Below are 16,629 nucleotides of genomic sequence, written 5' to 3'. Positions count from 1 at the left end.
GGCTTACCGCGAGCAAGCCTACGGTGCCGGCGGCTCGCCGTCGTACGCGTCGTGGTCGCCGTAGAAGTTGCGCATCGCGAACTTGAGTTTTCCCGGTTCGATGTCGATCAGTTCCTCGCGTTCTGCGTGTGGAAACGTGCCGTTGACGCTGTACCTGCCCAGTTCCGACTTCGCTCGCCTCGAGTAACGCCGGTCGAGCAACGCGCGGACGCCGACTTCCTCGGGCGAGCGGATGACCCGTCCCAGCGCCTGTCTGGTCTTGCGAACCGTCGGGATCTCGACGGCGTAGCGCCAGCCGGTGTCGGTGCCATCGAAGGCAGCGTCGTAGGCCTCCTGGACGGCCTCGGCCCGATCGTCCAGATGCGGGTAGGGCACGCCGACGACCAACACCGTATGGGCGTCGTCGCCGTCGAAACTCACCCCCTCCGCGAGGGTGCCCCACAGCGAGGTACACAACACCGCGTCGTCGTCCGCGACGAACTCCTGACGGAGGTCTTCGACGGCCTCGCCCGGCTCGTCTAGATAGACCGGCCGGTCGCTTCTGTTCTCGAGGCGCTTTGCGTACCGGCTGGCCTCGCCGTAGTTGGGGAAGAAAGCGAGCGTGTTACCGGGCGTCATCCGGACGGCGTCGTGGATCGTTTCGGTCACCTCGTTTTGAACCACGGGATCATCGCGATCCGACGAGAACAGCGGCGGCGTCTCGACGGCGTACGTCCGGCGGTTTTCCTCGGGGAAGCCGAGCCCGTAGGCCATCGTCACAGCGTTCTCGAGTCCCAGTACGTCTTCGGTGACCTCGAACGGCTGGATGGTCGCGCTCATCAGGACTGTCGCGTGGACCTCCTCGAACAGCCGCCCGGTCACCTGCCGCGGGAGGCAGGTGTAGAGTTCCGCGCGGCCGTAGACCTCGTCGGTGCCGGCGTCGCGCGTAACGGAGACGACCGGGTACAGTCCCTCCTTCGAGCCTTCGTTCATCCACGCGCTGACAAAGGCCGCGGCCTGGAGGGTCTGACACTCCGTGCGCGTGGCCGTCTCACCCTCTCGATACGCTTCTTCGTACTCCTCGTCTAACTCCTGGCCGAGTTGCATCGCAGCCTCGAGATCCTCGCCGATCCCCTGCCCGGTGTAGCGCTGGAGGAACTCGAGGGTGAGGTCGTCCTTGCGGTCGTCGTTGGCGATGGGGACGTCGGTCCAGTTGTCGCCGATCTGCTCGCGCTCGCCGAAGCCAAAGGAGTCCTCGTAGGTCTCGACGAGCGCGCGGTGAAACGCCGAGAGGACGTTCGCGGCGTCGTCTGCGCGTGGGTCGTCGGTGTCGGCGAGTTCGTCGAGCGCCGAGTCGAACGTCCGCTCCGAACAGGTCCGGGTGGCGTGCTCACGAGCGGCGTCCTCGACGTTGTGGGCCTCGTCGAAGACGGCGATCACGTCCTCGGGATCGCGACCCAGCCACCGGAAGAACTGTTCGCGAATCGTCGAATCGAGCAGGTGGTGGTAGTTACAGACGACCAGATCGACACCCTCGATGCCCTCCTTCAGAAGTTCGTACCCACAGAGTTCCTGCCGGTCTGCGTACTCGTAGATCTCGTCGGGCGTGCGAACGTCCTCGAAGAGCCACGCGAAGAAGTCGTCCGTATCCCCGGTCAGGTTGTTTCGGTAATAGTCACAGACGTTTTGCTCCTCGAGTTCCTCGAGTCGCTCTTCGATAGTCTCGAGTTCGTCCATCACCGCCGATCGGGCGTCGGCCGCCGAGCCGTCGCCGTCCTGACTTTCGGCCAGCAGTTCTCGCTGGCGGCGCTCGAGTTGCGTCCGATCACGTTCGGCGTCGACGAGGGCGCGGGTGTTGTCCCGCAGGGCCTGACACTCCTCATAGCCGACGTCGATGTGACACATCGAGGACTTGCCTTTGAAGACAACCGCACGAATCTGTTCTTCGCGCGTGATCGCGCGAGCCTCGGCGACGAACTGACGCATCTGCTGGTGGACGTTCGTCGTGATGACGACCGTCTTGTCCTGCTCGCGGGCGACTTCAAGCGCCGGCACCAGCGACGAGAGGGTCTTGCCGGTCCCACAGGCCCCCTCGAAGAGGACGTTCTGGCCCCGCGTGAGGGCGTTGTGGATGCGGTCCATCGCCTCGCGCTGATTCTCGTACGGCCGGTCGTACGGGAAAAAGCGCAGATACCCGGTCTCAGACACAGTCCGTGAGTGGTTCGTGCTGCGATAAAAACGTTCGTCTCGATTCGATCGGCGCTCCCCGATCGGCTGAGGGCACGGACCTCATTCGACCGGCCGGCAACCGCGCGGTCTAGGGCCATATATCTCGAGACGCTGCCTCCGGTATGGCAATCCCTGGATACGATGCCAGTACCGTCGCGGAATACAGCCTCGAGCAGGTGGGTGCCCGCGTCGCTGTCGTGGCGACCGTGGTCCCGGAGGCGTTTGGGCTCGCCGGAAGCGACAGCGAGGTGCCGGCGGCTGCGCTGAGTGCGCCCGTCGACCTCGTCGCATGCGACGAACTTCGAGCGATCGAGGCGATCCGGATCACACTCGATTACGATCCGACGGCGCTGCCACCCGGTGCGAGTCCGACAGACGTCGCGGTCGCCGTCGAAACCGGAGCCGGGCGGCAGCGACTTCACTCGACAGTGGATCTCGAGGAAACGACGGTCACGGCAGTGCTAAACGACCGGCCGCCGGGATCGACGGTGGTCGCCGTCTACGACGATCGGAACGAGGAAACCGGCGACTAGGTAGCGCGGGCATCGCTACGCTTCGGGTTCGATGTAGACGCGCTGGATCTGGTCGTCGTGGGCTTTCAGGGCACTCTCGAGGTCGGTAATGCGGTCGTCGATCGTCTCGGCGTCAAGGTCGGGCTCGAAGGCGACATCGGCGGTGACGAGCAGTTCCTCGGCCCCGAAGTAGACCGTCCGGAAGTCGACGAGGTCGGTGACGCCGTCCCACTCTCTGACGATCGCCCGCAGTTCGTCCTCGTCGGCTTTTGGCAGGCTTTCGCCGAGGATGAGCCGCTTGTTCTCCCAGGCGAGCGCGACGGCAAAGCCCATGAGCATGATCCCGATAATGAGCGCCGCGCCGGCGTCGTACATCGGGTTTTCGGTGACTCGCGTGAGATAAATGCCGAAGAGGGCGATCCCTGCACCCGAGAGCGCGATGGTGTCCTCGGTGAGCGCGGTCAGCGTCGTCACGTCGCTGGTCTTGCGAAACGCTTCGCGGAAGGTCGTCCAGCCGTACTTGTCCATCTGGCGGCTGATGCCCTGATAGGCCTTCCAGAGCGCGTAGGACTCAAAGGCGATCGCCCCAAGTAACACGGCGTAGTTGACGTAGACCGGATCGAACGTCTGCCCGAGTAGCGTGACGTTCTCGCTGGCCCGGTGGACGCCACCCGCTCGCAACGCGCTGATCCCGTGGCGTGCGCTCTCCCAGCCGGCGATGCCAAAGAGCATGACGCTGACGAGTAAGCTGTAGAAGAACTGCGCCTTGCCGTGGCCGAACGGGTGGCTACGGGTGGCTTCCTGTGCGCCGTATTTGATTCCGATCAGCAGGAAGACCTGATTGCCCGTGTCCGAAATCGAGTGATACGTCTCCGACAGCATGGCGGGACTCCCCGTGAGCAGAAAGCCGCCGAACTTCAGCGCCGCGATCGCACCGTTTGCGAACAGCGCGGCGAGGACGACGGAGGTACTACTGGCCATCAGCGATGATTACGAACGGGTCCCCTAAAAGTATAAGCCGCGCTAGAACTGCCTTCGGCAGGCCAGAATTCTCGAGTGTGACCACAGTCGACGATGGGCGGCGACCATATCCGAAAGGAACCTGTCACTGCCGGGCCAACTGCGACCATGATCGCGATCTTCTCGGACACGCACAGTCCACAGGGCCACGAACTCGAGGGCGAAGCGCTGACCGCCGCCTGCGAGGCTGACGTCGTCGTTCACGCAGGCGATTTCACAAGCGAAGCAGCACTCGAGGCGTTTCAAGCGGAGTGTGACCGTTTCTTTGCGGTCCACGGAAACGCCGACAGCGCTGCAGTACGAGATCGACTGCCGACGGCCCGTGTTGTCGAGGCAAATGGCATCCGAATCGCCGTCACCCACCGACAGGACGGCGGCGAGACCGGACTCGCGATGTTCGGCCGCTCGCGCGGTGCCGACCTCGTCGTCTTCGGACACAGCCATCGACCGACAGTCGTCGAGACCGACGACGTCACCTTGCTCAACCCGGGCAGCCACGCCGATCCGCGCGGAAATCGGCCAGGGTTTGCCGTCCTCAAGGACGGCGACGACGGCGGGCTCGACGGGACGATCCAACGGCCGGACGGAACACCGATCGAGTCGTTCGAGGTTCGGCCGGCGTGACGCGAGACACAGAAACGGACGGCGAACGCGAACATGACGGCACGCGATTCGGACTGGAGGACGACGCCAGCGGGGAGTGACGCGGGGGCGATGTCAGAGGGTGCCGGCCGTCACGACGAATCTGGGGGGCAGGCAGCCGTCGCACGGCCGGTGTGTCGCAGGGAGGGCGACAGGCCTCGAGTGCGAGGTTGCCACGGTGGGCGTGCCAGCCGACTCGAGGCCTACGTAGACGAACGGGACACGCCACGTTATAGTCGGCGCAAGCTGAAATTCCGATTTTAGTTACAGCGGTACGGGTACGCATACAACCGATCGAGGTCGAAACGGTTAACCACAGTGACAGTGTAGCGGCCGCGTATGCTGGATACCATCATTGGCCTTCTCCCCGACGACCCCGTCATCATCGCGGTCGTCGCCATTTTGCTGTCGCTGGTCTTCTTTGGATATCTGCTCTTGCGACGAACCGTCCTCGAGTTCCGCGATGGGATGCGCGGCGAGCGCTGACGACAGCAGGGCGGACGCCTCATGTCGGCGACGCTCCGCATCACGAACCGTTTTTTCCCTCCCCTTCTAATACCGGGACATGGATCCACGCATTCGGGAACACGCCGAGATCATTGCCAACCACTCGGTCGATCTGGAGGAGGGTGACAACGTTATCATCGACGCCCATCCGGTCGCCGAGGACCTGGTCGTCGCGCTTCACGAAGTGATCGGCGATCAGGGGGCAAACCCCGTGACGACGAGTCAGCGAACCGGCAAGCGAAGTCAGCGGGCCTTCCTGCGGGCGTCCGACGGCGAGTTCGAGACGCCCGAGCACGAACGCGCGCTCGTCGAAAACAGCGACGTCTACATCGCGATCCGGGCCAGCGACAACGTCACCCAGACAAGCGACGTCGACCCCGAGATCAGCGCCGCCTACCAGCAGGCCCACCGGCCCATCTTGAACGAACGGCTCTCAAAACGCTGGTGTCTCACCCAGTTCCCCGCGCCCGCCAACGCCCAGCTCGCAGAGATGAGCACCGAAGGCTACGAGAACTTCGTCTGGGACGCCGTCAACAAAGACTGGGAGGCCCAGCGCGAGCATCAGGAACACATGGTCGAGATCATGGACCCCGCCGACGAGGTCCGCATCAAAAGCGGCGACACGACCGACGTGACCATGTCCGTCGACGGCAATCCGACGCTGAACGACCACGGCGAACACAACCTTCCCGGTGGCGAGGTCTTTACTGCACCCAAACCCGACAGCGTCGAAGGTGAGGTCCTGTTCGACATGCCGCTGTATCATCAGGGTCGCGAGATCACGGACGTCTATCTCGAGTTCGAGGGCGGCGAGGTCGTCGACCATTCGGCGGCGAAAAACGAGGACGTCCTGACGGAAGTCCTCAATACCGACGACGGCGCGCGCCGACTCGGAGAACTGGGCATCGGCATGAATCGCGACATCGACCAGTTCACCTACAACATGCTCTTCGACGAGAAAATGGGCGACACCGTCCACATGGCCGTCGGTCGGGCCTACGACGACACCGTCGGCGAGGACAACGAACAGAACGAGTCGGCGGTCCACGTCGACATGATCGTCGACATGAGCGAGGATTCGTTCATCGAAGTCGACGGCGAGGTCGTCCAGCGTGACGGGACGTTCCGATTCGAAGACGGGTTCGAGGAGTAGCGCGGTTCGGAGCGAACGACGTAAGCGAGAACCGCGAGACGCGGCGCGCTCGGTTCTCGAGGGTGTTCCATCAAACTACTTTCACGAACGGCGTGAGCCGCGAAACCGATTGGTTACCAGCGGGCGGGTTTATGGTCCTGAAACACCGATCACAGGTATGGCAATACTCGTCGCGTACGACGGCTCCGAACCCGCACAGAAGGCAGTCGAACACGCGTTTACCACGTATCCCGACGAGGAGATCGTCCTGCTGCGCGTCATCGAAGCGGCAGATGGCTCGACGGGAGCCGGGATCATGGCCGCACAGGAGATGTTCCGGGACCGCGAGGAGGAAGTCTCCGAGGAACTGCCAGAAGAGATCCGAGAAATCGTCAGTGACCCGGACATCGACTTTCGGACCGAAACTGCCGTCGGCAAGCCCGCACGCGAGGTCGTCCGCTTTGCGGAGGACAACGACATCGACCACATCATCATCGGCAGTCACGGCCGGTCCGGGCTCTCGCGGGTCCTGCTTGGCAGCGTCGCAGAGAAGATCGTCCGCCGTGCACCCGTCCCGGTGACCGTCTTCCGCTGACTGCCCTGAATCTCGAGCGCGGTCGCAATCAATCGTCGGTGAGGGCCGCAACCAGTTCTGAGACGGCCGCGAGTTCGTCTTCGTTGATGCCGTGGCCCATCCCCTCGTAGAGGCGTTTCGTCACGTCGGCATCCATCGACTCGAAGACGGCAGCCGTCTCACGGACTCGTTCTTCGGGAATGTGTGGGTCGACGTCGCTACAGCCCAGAAAGACCGGCGTCCCCTCGAGATCGCCGGGATACTCGTCGTCCAGTGTTTCGCCGATGAGGCCCCCACTGAGCGCGGCCAAGCCGCCATATCGGCGCGGGTTGCGCGCGAGGTATTCGCTGGCGAGACAGGCACCCTGCGAGAAGCCGATCAGCACGACCCGCTCGGTCGGAATGCCCGCGTCGGCAGCCTCGTCGATCGCGTCGCTGATCGCCTGCAAGCCCGATCTGCGGCCGGGCTCGTTGCGCTCAACCGGAGCGAGAAACGAGTTGGGGTACCACGTCTGCCGGGCTGCCTGCGGCGCGAGGGTTGCGATCCCGTCCTGACCGACTTCGACGGCCAACTGGAGCATCCCGCGGGCGGTCGCCCCGCGACCGTGGGTGCAGACGAGCGCTGCCTCGGCGTCTTCGAGAGCGGTCCCGCCAGTAACGAGTTGCTGGCCCTGATGGGGGCCGTCGACGCGCTCGCCGGCGCTCATTCGAGACCTCCGACGCCGGCGCTGGCATCGGGCAGGTCGTGTTCGACGACCTCGAGTCCGACGGCCCCGATCGCGCCGCGGAGGTGTTCGTCTTTGGCGAAGTCGGCCCCGTCGTCCTCGCGAAGTTCCTGAGCTTTGGCCAGCACTTCGCCGCGACGGTCGTCCGGAACCTCGTATTTGTCAGTCGAGAGTTCAATCACGAGACCGTTGTTGTCGCGGGTGTAGATCGAGTGGAAGATGCCCCGGTCGAAGACGTTGTAGCCGTGGCCGGCGTCCTCGAGGGCCTGCATCGTGTCCTCGTACTCGTCGGGGTCAATACTGAAACAGAGATGATGCACTGCGCCGACGCCGGCGCGCTGGCCGCGGGCAGACGGGCGGTCGTCGCTGACGAAGAAGGTCAGAATGCGGCCGTCACCAGTATCGAAGAACAGGTGGGTTTGTGAGGGATCGTCGAGGTTCGGCTGGCGCAACACCAGCGGCATCCCGAGTAAGTCCTGGTAGAACTCGATCGTGTCTTCCTCGTTGGATCCCCAGATGGTGATGTGGTCGGTCCCCGACGTGTGGACGGGGCTGTCGGGCAGTTCGTGCGTGACTGGCGTGGGTTCGTCGTGAGACATAGTGGGTACGTTGTGTGAGTCGGTTCGATCGGTACGAGTCGGCTGTCGTCGCGGTTACTCCGCGACGTGTTCGCCGAAGACGCGCTCGGCATCGGCAGGGACGTCGAAGTCGTGATAGTGTTCGCCCTTCACCGTCGAGAGAATGTTGAGTGCCGCGGCGGCACCGTCGCCCACGGAGATAGCGGCCTGCCACTCCTCGGGGCGAACCATCGCGCCGGTCGCATAGACGCCCTCGACGCTCGTCTCCATGTCGACGCCGACGTCGACGGTGTCGTCATCGGCGAACGCACAGCCAAGGTCGTCGGCGAGATCGCGGTTCGCGCCGGTCGCGAGCACGACGAAATCGGCTTCGTATTCACCGTCCTCAGTTTCGACGCTAAATCCGTCGTCGGACTCGTTGACCGCGGTCACTGCCTCGTCCTGCCGGCGGTCGACGCCGAAGTCGTCGACCTGCTGGCGGGCCGTCGCCATGAACTCGCTGCCGCCGACCGAGCCGATGCCGAGGTAGTTGAACAGGTGGGCCTTGTGCATCCACGTCTCGTCGGTGTCGAACACCGTCGTCTCGAGGCCGTTTTTCGCCGTAAAGAGGGCCGCACTCAGTCCGGCGGGGCCGCCGCCGATAACGATCACCGATACGTCGTCCGGAGTGGTCTCGTCGCTCATCTGTAGTTACACAATGTTACTGCAGACGTATCAATCTAGCAGCGACCCCGAAGCAACCACGTAACACCGATGTTAGTGGCTCAGATCGGGCCGACGACGAGTATCGTCGGCCCGGCGACGACGGCGAGCCCCTGTCGAAGCGTCAGGCCACGCGCCGCGGCGATCGCGTGGGCCCACAGATAGCCCGACCAGAGCGTACAGCCCACGCCGACGACGGTCGCCGCAGCGAACAGCGGCTCGAACGCGGGCGGCAACGCGTAGAGCCGTGCCGGGACCGTGACCCCGATCCGCCAGCTCTCGGTCGGCATCGCCGGAAACGCAGCCAACAGCGCCGCGAGTGTGACGCCGTTTGCGAAAAGCTGGGGAACGAACCCCCAGGCGACGAGACTCACCGTTCGGTCGACGCCGGATTCGCTCGCGATCGGCCACGACAGCAGGTAAAACAGTGTCGCAAACGCGATCCAGGCGACCAGCGGCACCGCGAGCACCGACACAAGGAGAATCGCCACGAGTCCCGGGATGGACACTTCCCAACCGGACACGACATATCGGATTGGCGGAAACGCATCGAAGACGACCTCGTCGGGGATCACTGGCGACTCGAGCAGCGAAAGCACCGGTGGGATCACCCCCAGACACATCGCTCCGGTCGCGATGAGCACGCCGACCGACTGCGAGAGCGGCGGCATTTCGGCGTCGAAAAACGCCGCCGGATCGACGAGGAGCTGCCACAGGCGACTGTCCATACGCTCGTGTTGGTGGCTTGAATATTGAGGGGTGGTGCTCGAGCAGACGGACACAGGCGAAAAGTCAGTAGACGAGTGTCTCAGCGGCCGTTCTCCCCTCCGATGTAGATACCCCAAGTCGATGTGAGACGGCTACGCTAGAGGTGTTTTAGGTGTGCAAAAACAATCCTTTGCAGTCAGCGCAGATTTTTAGGCTGCCAAAAACATTATTTTCCGATTCTGAAAGCCCTTTTAGGGCAGGACGTTAAGGGTAGTATACGGATGGAGAACGTGATACTAGTGTTCGTCGCGGGGCTGATCACCGCGATAGCCACGGGGATCGGTGCGCTGCCGTTTTTCTTTATCGACGACTTTAGCGACCGATGGAACGTTGGCCTCTGGGGGATCGCATCGGGCATCATGGTCACGGTGTCAGTGTTCGGCCTTATCGACGAGGGGCTGGCGTCCGCGTCGGGTGGCTTCCCCACGATGATGGTCAGTGGCCTGCTCGCCGGCGTTGTGCTGGTTGAAGTCGGCGACCGGGTGCTTGACCGCGTCGACATTGGCGACGACGTCGAACACGACCACGACGAGCCGGCCGTCATCGACGACACGGAGACGGTACAGACCGATGGCGGTCACGCCCACGACGATCACGCGCTGGAGGCAAAAGCGGTCGCCGAGGGGAACCCGAAAACCCTCCTGCTCATCCTCGGTATCCTCACGATTCACAGTTTCCCGGAAGGTGTCGCCGTCGGCGTCTCGTTCGCCGAACTCGGCATGGACGGCGGGCTGTCGCTCCTCGGGTTCTCGATCCCGATCCTCGCCGTGTTCATGACGATCGCGATCTCGATCCACAACATCCCGGAAGGGACCGCCATTGCCATCCCGATGCGAGCGATGGGGCTCTCGAACTGGCGGATGGTCGGCGCAGCAGTCTTCTCGAGCCTCCCACAGCCGATCGGTGCCGTCATCGCCTACGCGTTCGTCTCGTGGGCGCAGTCGTTCCTTCCGTTCGGCTTCGGCTTCGCCGCTGGCGCGATGGTCTATCTCGTCGCCACCGAGTTCATCCCCGAAGCGATTGAGACCGGTTCGGACCTGCCGAATCACGGCTACCGAGAGCTGGCCGCCGGCTTCGGCGTCGGAGTCCTCGCGATGCTGCCGCTGGTAACGCTGTAACTCGTCTGCGCTGCTTAAGGAGGGGACAGAGATTCAATCAAAGCAAAGTAGCACTCGACAAGAAATGCAACACCAGAGATGAATTATACTAGATCTTTTAATTCTAATTCATCAGTGATGGTTTTCCACCTTGATCTGACTGTTTTCCTCTTCGACTCCTCCAATACAGTCTCGTATTCTAACAATATTTTCACTGAGACATCGGTACCATTGATATTATGTAAAACAGAATTTATATCCCGTTCGATCTTACCAGTCCCATCTTCATCAAAGAATTGTGCTTGCGGTACACATTCAAAAGCAACCTCTTCTTCACCCCCAGATAGGTAATTTTTCCTATGGTTCTCGTATGCACGAGTAAGAGATACTGTTTCGTTCTCTATTTCTTGATTACTGTCTAAAGTCTCAATACATGTTTTAATTCGAAGATCATTAGCTATTCCACTACCTCTATTCGATAGAGTTAGATATAGTGTAGTGTCTTTTACGTCAACTCTATCAATCGATATGATCGGTTTATATTGTACTTGAGCTAACTTATTTTGTCTCTCTAAGATCTCGGTTTGTGTTTCTTCAAGATCTTTCATGTCCGAACTATAGCTAGATTGCTCAGACATTATCTTAGTCTGTTTCCGGTAATAGAGTACAAGAGCAGAATAAACAGTTATTAATATAGATGATGTTATGACGTTTGTCCATATTTGAGCAACTGTTAGACGCGCATCACCTTGAAGAGGTGATTTGGTATACAGTACAATAACTCCAGTTGAGATTAAGATACCCACGCCAGCACCAATTATAAGTGCGTCTCGAGCGGGCCTTTGTCCTGAAAGAAACTTTTTGATTCTGCTACGATCGTCTCCCATATTGTTATCTGAATGCCGTATATTAGTAAAACTTCTCATAATAATTCAAATAAGGTACAAATCATACAACTGATTTTATATTCATATAGGATTAACTTAAACATTATCGAACCACCGTTTCATATGCTTCAACTGGAGATCGGCTGTGCCGAGGTGGGGTAGAGCACTGAAATTTTTGGTGCTGTCGCCGTGGCGACACCTGCCAAGGGGTTTTCGCGCGAAGCGCGAAATGACTCCGCCGGTGTCGCGGTGCGATCGCGGTGCCGACCGGCCTTCGAGGGCCTCTGCAGCGATCGTCGAGAAATTCTCGAAGTTGACGGACTTCAGCCGTAATAGGATCGATGGGATTTGAACCACGCCGTCGGCTCGCTGTCGCTCGCCGCCGTCTGGTTCAAATCCATCTCAGTTCGCTGTTCGCTCGTCACGTCCGTTCCTCGCAGAACAGCGGGCACGATGGGATTTGAACCCACGACCGTCGGATTAGAAGTCCGACGCTCTTTCCGGACTGAGCTACGTGCCCTCGAGTCAAAATCCACGACGGAACAGTATAAGCGGTTGGGATTCCGATTTCTGCGGGCCAGTACCGGGAACCGACACAACTCGAGTAACGAACACAGCGTTTATGCACGTCTCGCCGGTACGGTTTCTCGATGCACGTCATCGGAACGGTGGGACTGCCCGGTAGCGGCAAGGGCGAGGCTGCCACCGTCGCACGCGAGGACGGAATCCCGGTGGTGACGATGGGCGATGTCGTCCGCCAGGAGACGGCCGACCGCGGGCTCGATCCCGCGAAAGACCACGGGACGGTCGCACAGGCGCTGCGCGAGGAAAACGGCCCGACGGCGATCGCCGAGCGATCGCTGCCGATGATCGAGGACCGCCTCGAGAATCACGAGACGGTGCTGGTCGACGGCATCCGCTCGGGTGTCGAGGTCGACGTCTTCGAGGACGCGTTCGGCGACGCGTTCACGCTGGTCAGCATCGAGGCCCCCTTCGAGGTTCGGGCCGAGCGGATCGACGACCGCGGCCGGGATGCAAGCGCCGCCGAAGGTGGCGAGGACCTGGCCACCCGCGACGAGCGCGAGCGCGGCTTCGGGATGGACGACGCGATGGATCGCGCCGATATCGTCGTCGAAAATACCGACTCGCTCGAGGCGTTCCACGACCAAATTCGGTCGATCATCCGCGGAACCGACGACGAGAAACATGCGGAGGCCGAAGCAGACCCATGAGCGAGATTTACCGCGTCGACGTCGAGGTGACGGCACCGGTCTACGACACGGAGGTTACGAGTCGCGTGATCGATGCCGTCGCGAATATCTTTCCGAACGCCGACATTGAAGCGGAGTTCGGCGAGGTTCGCGGCGAGGCCCACGCGATGGACCACTTCTCGGAGTTGCTCCACCGCCAGGAGATCCTCGATACCGCCCGCGGCGAATTCTTTTCTAATCGTGACGGCGATAGCTTCTCCTTCGCACTGAAAAAGCAGGCTGCCTTCGAGGACCACGTCAACTTCTCGGTCGGCGAACCCGATGAACTCGGCGAGATCGCCGTTCGCGTCCGGGTCGACGAGCCGAGCATCGAGGAGTATATCGACCATATCGCGCCGCCGACCGAAGACGGTCGGCCGGTCGACGCCTGAGACGGTCTGCTGTAACTGTTTACCGCACACTCACACGGCTGTTCGGGCAGCTCCGGCGCTGACCTGCTCGAGCCGTCTGAATCGATGCTGCGTCGCCACGTACAGTGTCGTGACTGTCAGCCTGCACGATACGACAGAACGGGGCCACAATGACTGATAGGGGTCGGTGACGTACTGTCGTCAAATGCACGACACGATACCGGTCGCCGAGATCATGATCGAAGACGTCGTCACCGCGCCGCCGGATGCGACTGCGACCGATGCAGCGACGCTGTTACGCGATGAGGGCGTCAGTTCGGTGATCGTGGCTCGCGCCAGTGAGCCCGTGGGGATCGTCACGGAAGGCGACTTCGCGACACAGTTGTGTGAACGACAGGATCTCGGCCACGTCGACCTGTCGGCGGTCATGTCGACACCGCTGACGACGGTCGAGTCGACTGCATCCATCGTCGACGCCGTCGAGTTGTTGCAGTCGTCGCACATCGAACACCTGCCGGTCGTCGACGCTGCCGATGCCAACGGCGCACTCGAGGGAATCATCACGACGACGGAACTCTCCTACTACGTGCCACACCTGGCCCACGGGCCAAGTCGACTCGAGGCTGCGCCGACGCGCCGACAGGTCAGGACGGACACGAAATACGAGCGCGACGACTGGGCGTTCGAGTACCACAGTGCAGACGAATCGACCGTCTCGGTCGGCGATGTCGCACAGTTCTCGAAGTCGATCGACGACGACGATGTCGAGGCGTTCGCGGACGTGACCGGCGACACCAATCGGCTCCACCTCGAGGCGGCCTACGCTGCCGAGACTCGGTTTGGCGAACGAATCGTCCACGGCGTCCTCGCGAACGGGCTGATCAGCGCGGCGCTCGCCCGGCTGCCGGGACTGACGATCTATCTCTCACAGGAGAGTAGCTTCCGCGAACCGCTTTCGATCGGGGACCGTGCCACTGCCGTCTGCGAGGTCGTTGAGGATCTCGGCCGGTCGAAATACCGGATCGAGACCACTGTGGTAGACGGCAACGAGACGACGGTGCTGGACGGGAGCGCCGTCGTCCTGATCGACGAGCTGCCGCCGATGGCGACCCACGAACGCGACGCGCCGGCGACAGGCTCATCCGACTAGTCGGGACAGTTCTGGACTGTCTCGAGTTCGGCTTCACCCGTGGACTGGTGGGTTCTGGCGGTCGGGTCACCGTTTGCCGCGGCGGCCGCCCCGTCCGCAAACGCCGTGGCCGCGTCGGTGAGGTGTTGGTTCTGACAGCTGGCCGTCTCGAAATAGTCGTCGAGCCCGTCGGGAGCGTCGGTCCGGCCGGACTCGAGCCGGTCGAGGGCTGTCGCAAACGTCGCTGCGGCGGTCTCGAACTCGCCCTGTGCGGCCTCGTACTCGCCGCTGTCGACGTGCGATTGCCCGCGCTCGAGCGCGCCATACCCATCATCGGCGTCCAGCGTCGCGTCGTAGGAGCCGGCGAGCGTCTCCAGTGCCGTCACCACCTCACCGAGCGTGGCTGCGCCGTCTTCGAGGGCGGCGAGATCGATCCCCGCCAATTCGTCGAGTCGGTCGCCGTCGATAGCCGCGATCGTCGCGGTCGCCTCGGCGTGACGGTCACGCGCACCGGCGATCTTCTCGTAGCGGGCGTCAACGATCTCGTTTGCCGCCTCGAGATCGCCCGATCCCACGAGTGCCGCGTTGACGGCGTCGATGTCGTCGGCGAGCGTGTCATCGGTGACGGTGACGGTCACAGCCACGAGTCCCTCGAGGACGTCCGCGTACGAGCGAAGGGTCGCCAGGTCAGCGGCCCGGTCGTTGCCCAGTTCGGCCGCGGCCGTCTCGAGGTGGCCGCGGGCTGTCTCGATATGCGTTCGCGGCTCGGTCGGATCGAAGTCGACCCCCTCGGGGTTCTCGAGATCCTGGAGGTCGGTTAGTGACTGTGCGGCCGTGTTCAGACTGCCCGCGGCGCGGTCGAGCGCACGCTGCCCCGTCCGATCGCTGACCGTCACATCGCTGTCGTTCGACGAGCCGGGAAGGCCACCGAGACAGCCTGCGACCGACGCGAAGAGCCCTGTGCTCACACTGGCCGCGCCGGTGCGGGCGAGATACTGCCGACGATTCATTTCTACGGACCGGTTCGTCTAGAGCGATATTAACGTGATGACACCGGACTCGAGCCGTGTCGGTATCGACCTCGAGTTGACTGTTCGATAGCGAAAAAGGGGACGGTTTAGAACGGCCCCATACCGCCCATGCCGCCACCGCCACCGCCGCCTTGCTGTTGCATCTGTTGCATCATGCGCTGCATCTCCTTGTCGGAGCCCATGCCCTGGAACTGCTTGATGGTCTTTTCCATCATCTTGTACTGCTCGAGTAGTTCCCGGACCTGCTCCTCGCTGGTGCCCGAGCCGCGGGCGATGCGTTCGATCTGGCTCGCACCGATGGCCTTGGGATACTCCTTTTCGGCCTCGGTCATCGAGTCCATGATGACGCTGAACGTACGCATCCGCTGTTGTGTGACGTCCATCGCATCGTCGGGCAACTGATCTTTGATCCCGCCGCCGAAGCCGGGGATCATGTCCATCACCTGGTCAAGCGGCCCCATGTTGTTCATCGCCTCCATCTGCTTTTGCATGTCGTTTAAGGTGAACGAGCCCTGCAACATGTCTTCGGGGTCCCAGTCGTCTTCCTCGATCTCGGTCTGCTCCATCGCGCGCTCGACGCGTTCGGCGAGCTGGCTGAGATCGCCCATCCCGAGCAACCGCGAGATGAAGCCATCGGGCTCGAAGCGCTCGATGTCCTGGACTTCCTCACCGGTCCCGAGGAAGGCGATCGAGGAGTCGGTCTGATCGACCGCCGTCAGCGCACCGCCACCTTTTGCCGTCCCGTCGAGTTTGGTGATGACGACGCCGTCGATCCCGATCGACTCGTCGAACTGCTGGGCTTGATCTTTCGCACCCTGCCCGATCGCAGCGTCTAAGACGAGCAAGGAGGTGTCGGGTTCGACGACGTCCTCGATGTCCTCGATCTCGTCGATCAGGTCGTCTTCGAGCGCGTGGCGACCCGCGGTGTCCACGATGTGGACATCGGCGTCGCTGGTCTTTTCCAGGCCTTTCCGGGCGATCTCGACGGGATCGTCGTTGTCCGGATTGCCGTAGAAGTCGACTTCGGCACGGCCGGCCATCTCCTCGGCCTGCTGGTAGGCACCGGGCCGGAACGTGTCCGTCTGAATAACGGCCGGGCGCAGCCCCTTCGTCGAGAACCACCAGGCCATCTTCGCGGCGGAGGTCGTCTTCCCCGACCCCTGCAGCCCCGCCAGCAGGATCGTCTGTTCCTCGAGCGGAAGTTCGGTCGACTCACCGATGAGATCGACCAGTTCCTCGTAGACGATGCGGAGGACGAAGTCCCGTGCTGGGGTGCCGGCAGGGGGTTCTTCCTCGAGGGCGCGTTCTTTGATGTTGTCCGACAGCTCCATCACGAGCGAGACGTCGACGTCGGCGGAGAGCAGCGATCGCTGGATCTCCTTGACGATCTCCTCGATGTCTTCTTCGCTGAGTCGCGACTTCCCGCGGAGCTTATCCAAGGTGCCCCGCAGAGAACTCCCGAGATCGTCGAGTACCATTTGCTCGGTCTACGGGGCG

The 16,629-nt window shown here is 62.1% G+C and carries 18 protein-coding genes and 1 tRNA gene; 9 read left to right on the top strand and 10 right to left on the bottom strand.

Going from position 1 to position 16,629, the window contains the following annotated elements; genetic code table 11:
* Nucleotides 1-18: 18 nt before the first annotated feature.
* The gene (locus tag BDK88_RS05215; protein WP_242611610.1) at nucleotides 19-2,187 is read right to left on the bottom strand and encodes an ATP-dependent DNA helicase; all 2,169 of its coding nucleotides are present in this window, start codon (nucleotides 2,185-2,187) and stop codon (nucleotides 19-21) included.
* A 143-nt stretch (nucleotides 2,188-2,330) separates the two neighbouring features.
* On the opposite strand from BDK88_RS05215, the gene BDK88_RS05210 reads away from it, so the two are divergent.
* The gene (locus BDK88_RS05210) at nucleotides 2,331-2,741 is read left to right on the top strand and encodes a hypothetical protein (protein WP_130499465.1); all 411 of its coding nucleotides are present in this window, start codon (nucleotides 2,331-2,333) and stop codon (nucleotides 2,739-2,741) included.
* A gap of 15 nt (nucleotides 2,742-2,756) precedes the next feature.
* Here the strand turns inward: BDK88_RS05210 and BDK88_RS05205 are convergent, their stop codons facing one another.
* A complete protein-coding gene (locus tag BDK88_RS05205) occupies nucleotides 2,757-3,701 on the bottom strand; it encodes a cation diffusion facilitator family transporter (protein WP_130499464.1) in 945 nt (314 codons plus the stop codon).
* 147 nt (nucleotides 3,702-3,848) lie between these two features.
* Here BDK88_RS05205 and BDK88_RS05200 point away from each other — a divergent pair, with 147 nt between their 5' ends.
* From BDK88_RS05200 to BDK88_RS05190, 4 genes are all read left to right on the top strand, one after another.
* Nucleotides 3,849-4,364: a metallophosphoesterase gene (locus BDK88_RS05200; protein WP_130499808.1), complete on the top strand. Its 516-nt coding sequence runs from the start codon at nucleotides 3,849-3,851 to the stop codon at nucleotides 4,362-4,364.
* Between the two features lie 357 nt (nucleotides 4,365-4,721).
* Nucleotides 4,722-4,868 carry a DUF7859 family protein gene (locus BDK88_RS21065; protein ID WP_165396910.1) on the top strand — a complete coding sequence of 49 codons (147 nt, stop codon included), beginning with the start codon at nucleotides 4,722-4,724 and terminating at the stop codon, nucleotides 4,866-4,868.
* Nucleotides 4,869-4,947: 79 nt separating this feature from the next.
* Nucleotides 4,948-6,042 (top strand): aminopeptidase, encoded by a 1,095-nt coding sequence (locus tag BDK88_RS05195; RefSeq protein ID WP_130499463.1) that lies wholly within the window; start codon nucleotides 4,948-4,950, stop codon nucleotides 6,040-6,042.
* Between the two features lie 157 nt (nucleotides 6,043-6,199).
* Nucleotides 6,200-6,616, top strand: coding sequence for a universal stress protein (locus tag BDK88_RS05190; protein WP_130499462.1), 417 nt, complete (start codon nucleotides 6,200-6,202; stop codon nucleotides 6,614-6,616).
* A gap of 28 nt (nucleotides 6,617-6,644) precedes the next feature.
* Here BDK88_RS05190 and BDK88_RS05185 read toward each other — a convergent pair whose 3' ends face one another.
* From BDK88_RS05185 to BDK88_RS05170, 4 genes are all read right to left on the bottom strand, one after another.
* Nucleotides 6,645-7,301 carry an alpha/beta hydrolase gene (locus BDK88_RS05185; RefSeq protein ID WP_130499461.1) on the bottom strand — a complete coding sequence of 219 codons (657 nt, stop codon included), beginning with the start codon at nucleotides 7,299-7,301 and terminating at the stop codon, nucleotides 6,645-6,647.
* Nucleotides 7,298-7,918 carry a VOC family protein gene (locus BDK88_RS05180; protein ID WP_130499460.1) on the bottom strand — a complete coding sequence of 207 codons (621 nt, stop codon included), beginning with the start codon at nucleotides 7,916-7,918 and terminating at the stop codon, nucleotides 7,298-7,300. The genes BDK88_RS05185 and BDK88_RS05180 overlap by 4 nt, the downstream gene beginning before the upstream one ends.
* A gap of 54 nt (nucleotides 7,919-7,972) precedes the next feature.
* Nucleotides 7,973-8,581 (bottom strand): NAD(P)/FAD-dependent oxidoreductase, encoded by a 609-nt coding sequence (locus BDK88_RS05175; protein WP_130499459.1) that lies wholly within the window; start codon nucleotides 8,579-8,581, stop codon nucleotides 7,973-7,975.
* An 80-nt stretch (nucleotides 8,582-8,661) separates the two neighbouring features.
* Nucleotides 8,662-9,327: a YIP1 family protein gene (locus BDK88_RS05170; RefSeq protein ID WP_130499458.1), complete on the bottom strand. Its 666-nt coding sequence runs from the start codon at nucleotides 9,325-9,327 to the stop codon at nucleotides 8,662-8,664.
* Nucleotides 9,328-9,588: 261 nt separating this feature from the next.
* Between BDK88_RS05170 and BDK88_RS05165 the strand changes: the two genes are divergently transcribed.
* On the top strand, nucleotides 9,589-10,485 hold the full coding sequence (locus BDK88_RS05165; RefSeq protein WP_130499457.1) for a ZIP family metal transporter: 897 nt from the start codon (nucleotides 9,589-9,591) through the stop codon (nucleotides 10,483-10,485).
* An 83-nt stretch (nucleotides 10,486-10,568) separates the two neighbouring features.
* Here BDK88_RS05165 and BDK88_RS05160 read toward each other — a convergent pair whose 3' ends face one another.
* Together BDK88_RS05160 and BDK88_RS05155 are read right to left on the bottom strand one after the other, a co-directional pair.
* Complete coding sequence (locus BDK88_RS05160; protein WP_130499456.1) at nucleotides 10,569-11,351, bottom strand: hypothetical protein; 783 nt, start codon at nucleotides 11,349-11,351, stop codon at nucleotides 10,569-10,571.
* 445 nt (nucleotides 11,352-11,796) lie between these two features.
* Nucleotides 11,797-11,871 (bottom strand) — tRNA-Arg (locus BDK88_RS05155).
* A 130-nt stretch (nucleotides 11,872-12,001) separates the two neighbouring features.
* On the opposite strand from BDK88_RS05155, the gene BDK88_RS05150 reads away from it, so the two are divergent.
* The 3 genes from BDK88_RS05150 (at nucleotide 12,002) to BDK88_RS05140 (ending at nucleotide 14,122) form a co-directional block, all read left to right on the top strand.
* On the top strand, nucleotides 12,002-12,583 hold the full coding sequence (locus tag BDK88_RS05150; RefSeq protein ID WP_130499455.1) for an AAA family ATPase: 582 nt from the start codon (nucleotides 12,002-12,004) through the stop codon (nucleotides 12,581-12,583).
* Entirely contained in the window at nucleotides 12,580-12,993 is a 414-nt protein-coding gene (locus BDK88_RS05145; protein ID WP_130499454.1) for an RNA-binding domain-containing protein, read from the top strand. The genes BDK88_RS05150 and BDK88_RS05145 overlap by 4 nt, the downstream gene beginning before the upstream one ends.
* 184 nt (nucleotides 12,994-13,177) lie before the next feature.
* Entirely contained in the window at nucleotides 13,178-14,122 is a 945-nt protein-coding gene (locus BDK88_RS05140; protein ID WP_130499453.1) for a CBS domain-containing protein, read from the top strand.
* On the opposite strand, the gene BDK88_RS05135 is transcribed toward BDK88_RS05140, so the two are convergent.
* Together BDK88_RS05135 and BDK88_RS05130 are read right to left on the bottom strand one after the other, a co-directional pair.
* Nucleotides 14,119-15,111 carry a hypothetical protein gene (locus tag BDK88_RS05135; protein ID WP_130499452.1) on the bottom strand — a complete coding sequence of 331 codons (993 nt, stop codon included), beginning with the start codon at nucleotides 15,109-15,111 and terminating at the stop codon, nucleotides 14,119-14,121. The two genes, BDK88_RS05140 and BDK88_RS05135, sit on opposite strands and share 4 nt — an antisense overlap.
* 107 nt (nucleotides 15,112-15,218) lie before the next feature.
* Entirely contained in the window at nucleotides 15,219-16,610 is a 1,392-nt protein-coding gene (locus tag BDK88_RS05130) for a signal recognition particle protein Srp54 (RefSeq protein WP_130499451.1), read from the bottom strand.
* Nucleotides 16,611-16,629 lie beyond the last annotated feature (19 nt).

The organism is Natrinema hispanicum, from assembly GCF_004217335.1.
Classification (GTDB): Archaea; Halobacteriota; Halobacteria; order Halobacteriales; family Natrialbaceae; genus Natrinema; species Natrinema hispanicum.
Note: the sequence above shows the minus strand (reverse complement) of the source record. Positions and strands in the feature narration are given on the sequence as shown.

Coding starts and splice junctions, on each gene's coding strand:
- BDK88_RS05210 (WP_130499465.1), top strand. CDS start 2,331: ATGGCAATCCCTGGATACGATGCCAGTACCGTCGCGGAATACAGCCTC.
- BDK88_RS05205 (WP_130499464.1), bottom strand. CDS start 3,701: ATGGCCAGTAGTACCTCCGTCGTCCTCGCCGCGCTGTTCGCAAACGGT.
- BDK88_RS05200 (WP_130499808.1), top strand. CDS start 3,849: ATGATCGCGATCTTCTCGGACACGCACAGTCCACAGGGCCACGAACTC.
- BDK88_RS21065 (WP_165396910.1), top strand. CDS start 4,722: ATGCTGGATACCATCATTGGCCTTCTCCCCGACGACCCCGTCATCATC.
- BDK88_RS05195 (WP_130499463.1), top strand. CDS start 4,948: ATGGATCCACGCATTCGGGAACACGCCGAGATCATTGCCAACCACTCG.
- BDK88_RS05190 (WP_130499462.1), top strand. CDS start 6,200: ATGGCAATACTCGTCGCGTACGACGGCTCCGAACCCGCACAGAAGGCA.
- BDK88_RS05185 (WP_130499461.1), bottom strand. CDS start 7,301: ATGAGCGCCGGCGAGCGCGTCGACGGCCCCCATCAGGGCCAGCAACTC.
- BDK88_RS05180 (WP_130499460.1), bottom strand. CDS start 7,918: ATGTCTCACGACGAACCCACGCCAGTCACGCACGAACTGCCCGACAGC.
- BDK88_RS05175 (WP_130499459.1), bottom strand. CDS start 8,581: ATGAGCGACGAGACCACTCCGGACGACGTATCGGTGATCGTTATCGGC.
- BDK88_RS05170 (WP_130499458.1), bottom strand. CDS start 9,327: ATGGACAGTCGCCTGTGGCAGCTCCTCGTCGATCCGGCGGCGTTTTTC.
- BDK88_RS05165 (WP_130499457.1), top strand. CDS start 9,589: ATGGAGAACGTGATACTAGTGTTCGTCGCGGGGCTGATCACCGCGATA.
- BDK88_RS05160 (WP_130499456.1), bottom strand. CDS start 11,351: ATGGGAGACGATCGTAGCAGAATCAAAAAGTTTCTTTCAGGACAAAGG.
- BDK88_RS05150 (WP_130499455.1), top strand. CDS start 12,002: ATGCACGTCATCGGAACGGTGGGACTGCCCGGTAGCGGCAAGGGCGAG.
- BDK88_RS05145 (WP_130499454.1), top strand. CDS start 12,580: ATGAGCGAGATTTACCGCGTCGACGTCGAGGTGACGGCACCGGTCTAC.
- BDK88_RS05140 (WP_130499453.1), top strand. CDS start 13,178: ATGCACGACACGATACCGGTCGCCGAGATCATGATCGAAGACGTCGTC.
- BDK88_RS05135 (WP_130499452.1), bottom strand. CDS start 15,111: ATGAATCGTCGGCAGTATCTCGCCCGCACCGGCGCGGCCAGTGTGAGC.
- BDK88_RS05130 (WP_130499451.1), bottom strand. CDS start 16,610: ATGGTACTCGACGATCTCGGGAGTTCTCTGCGGGGCACCTTGGATAAG.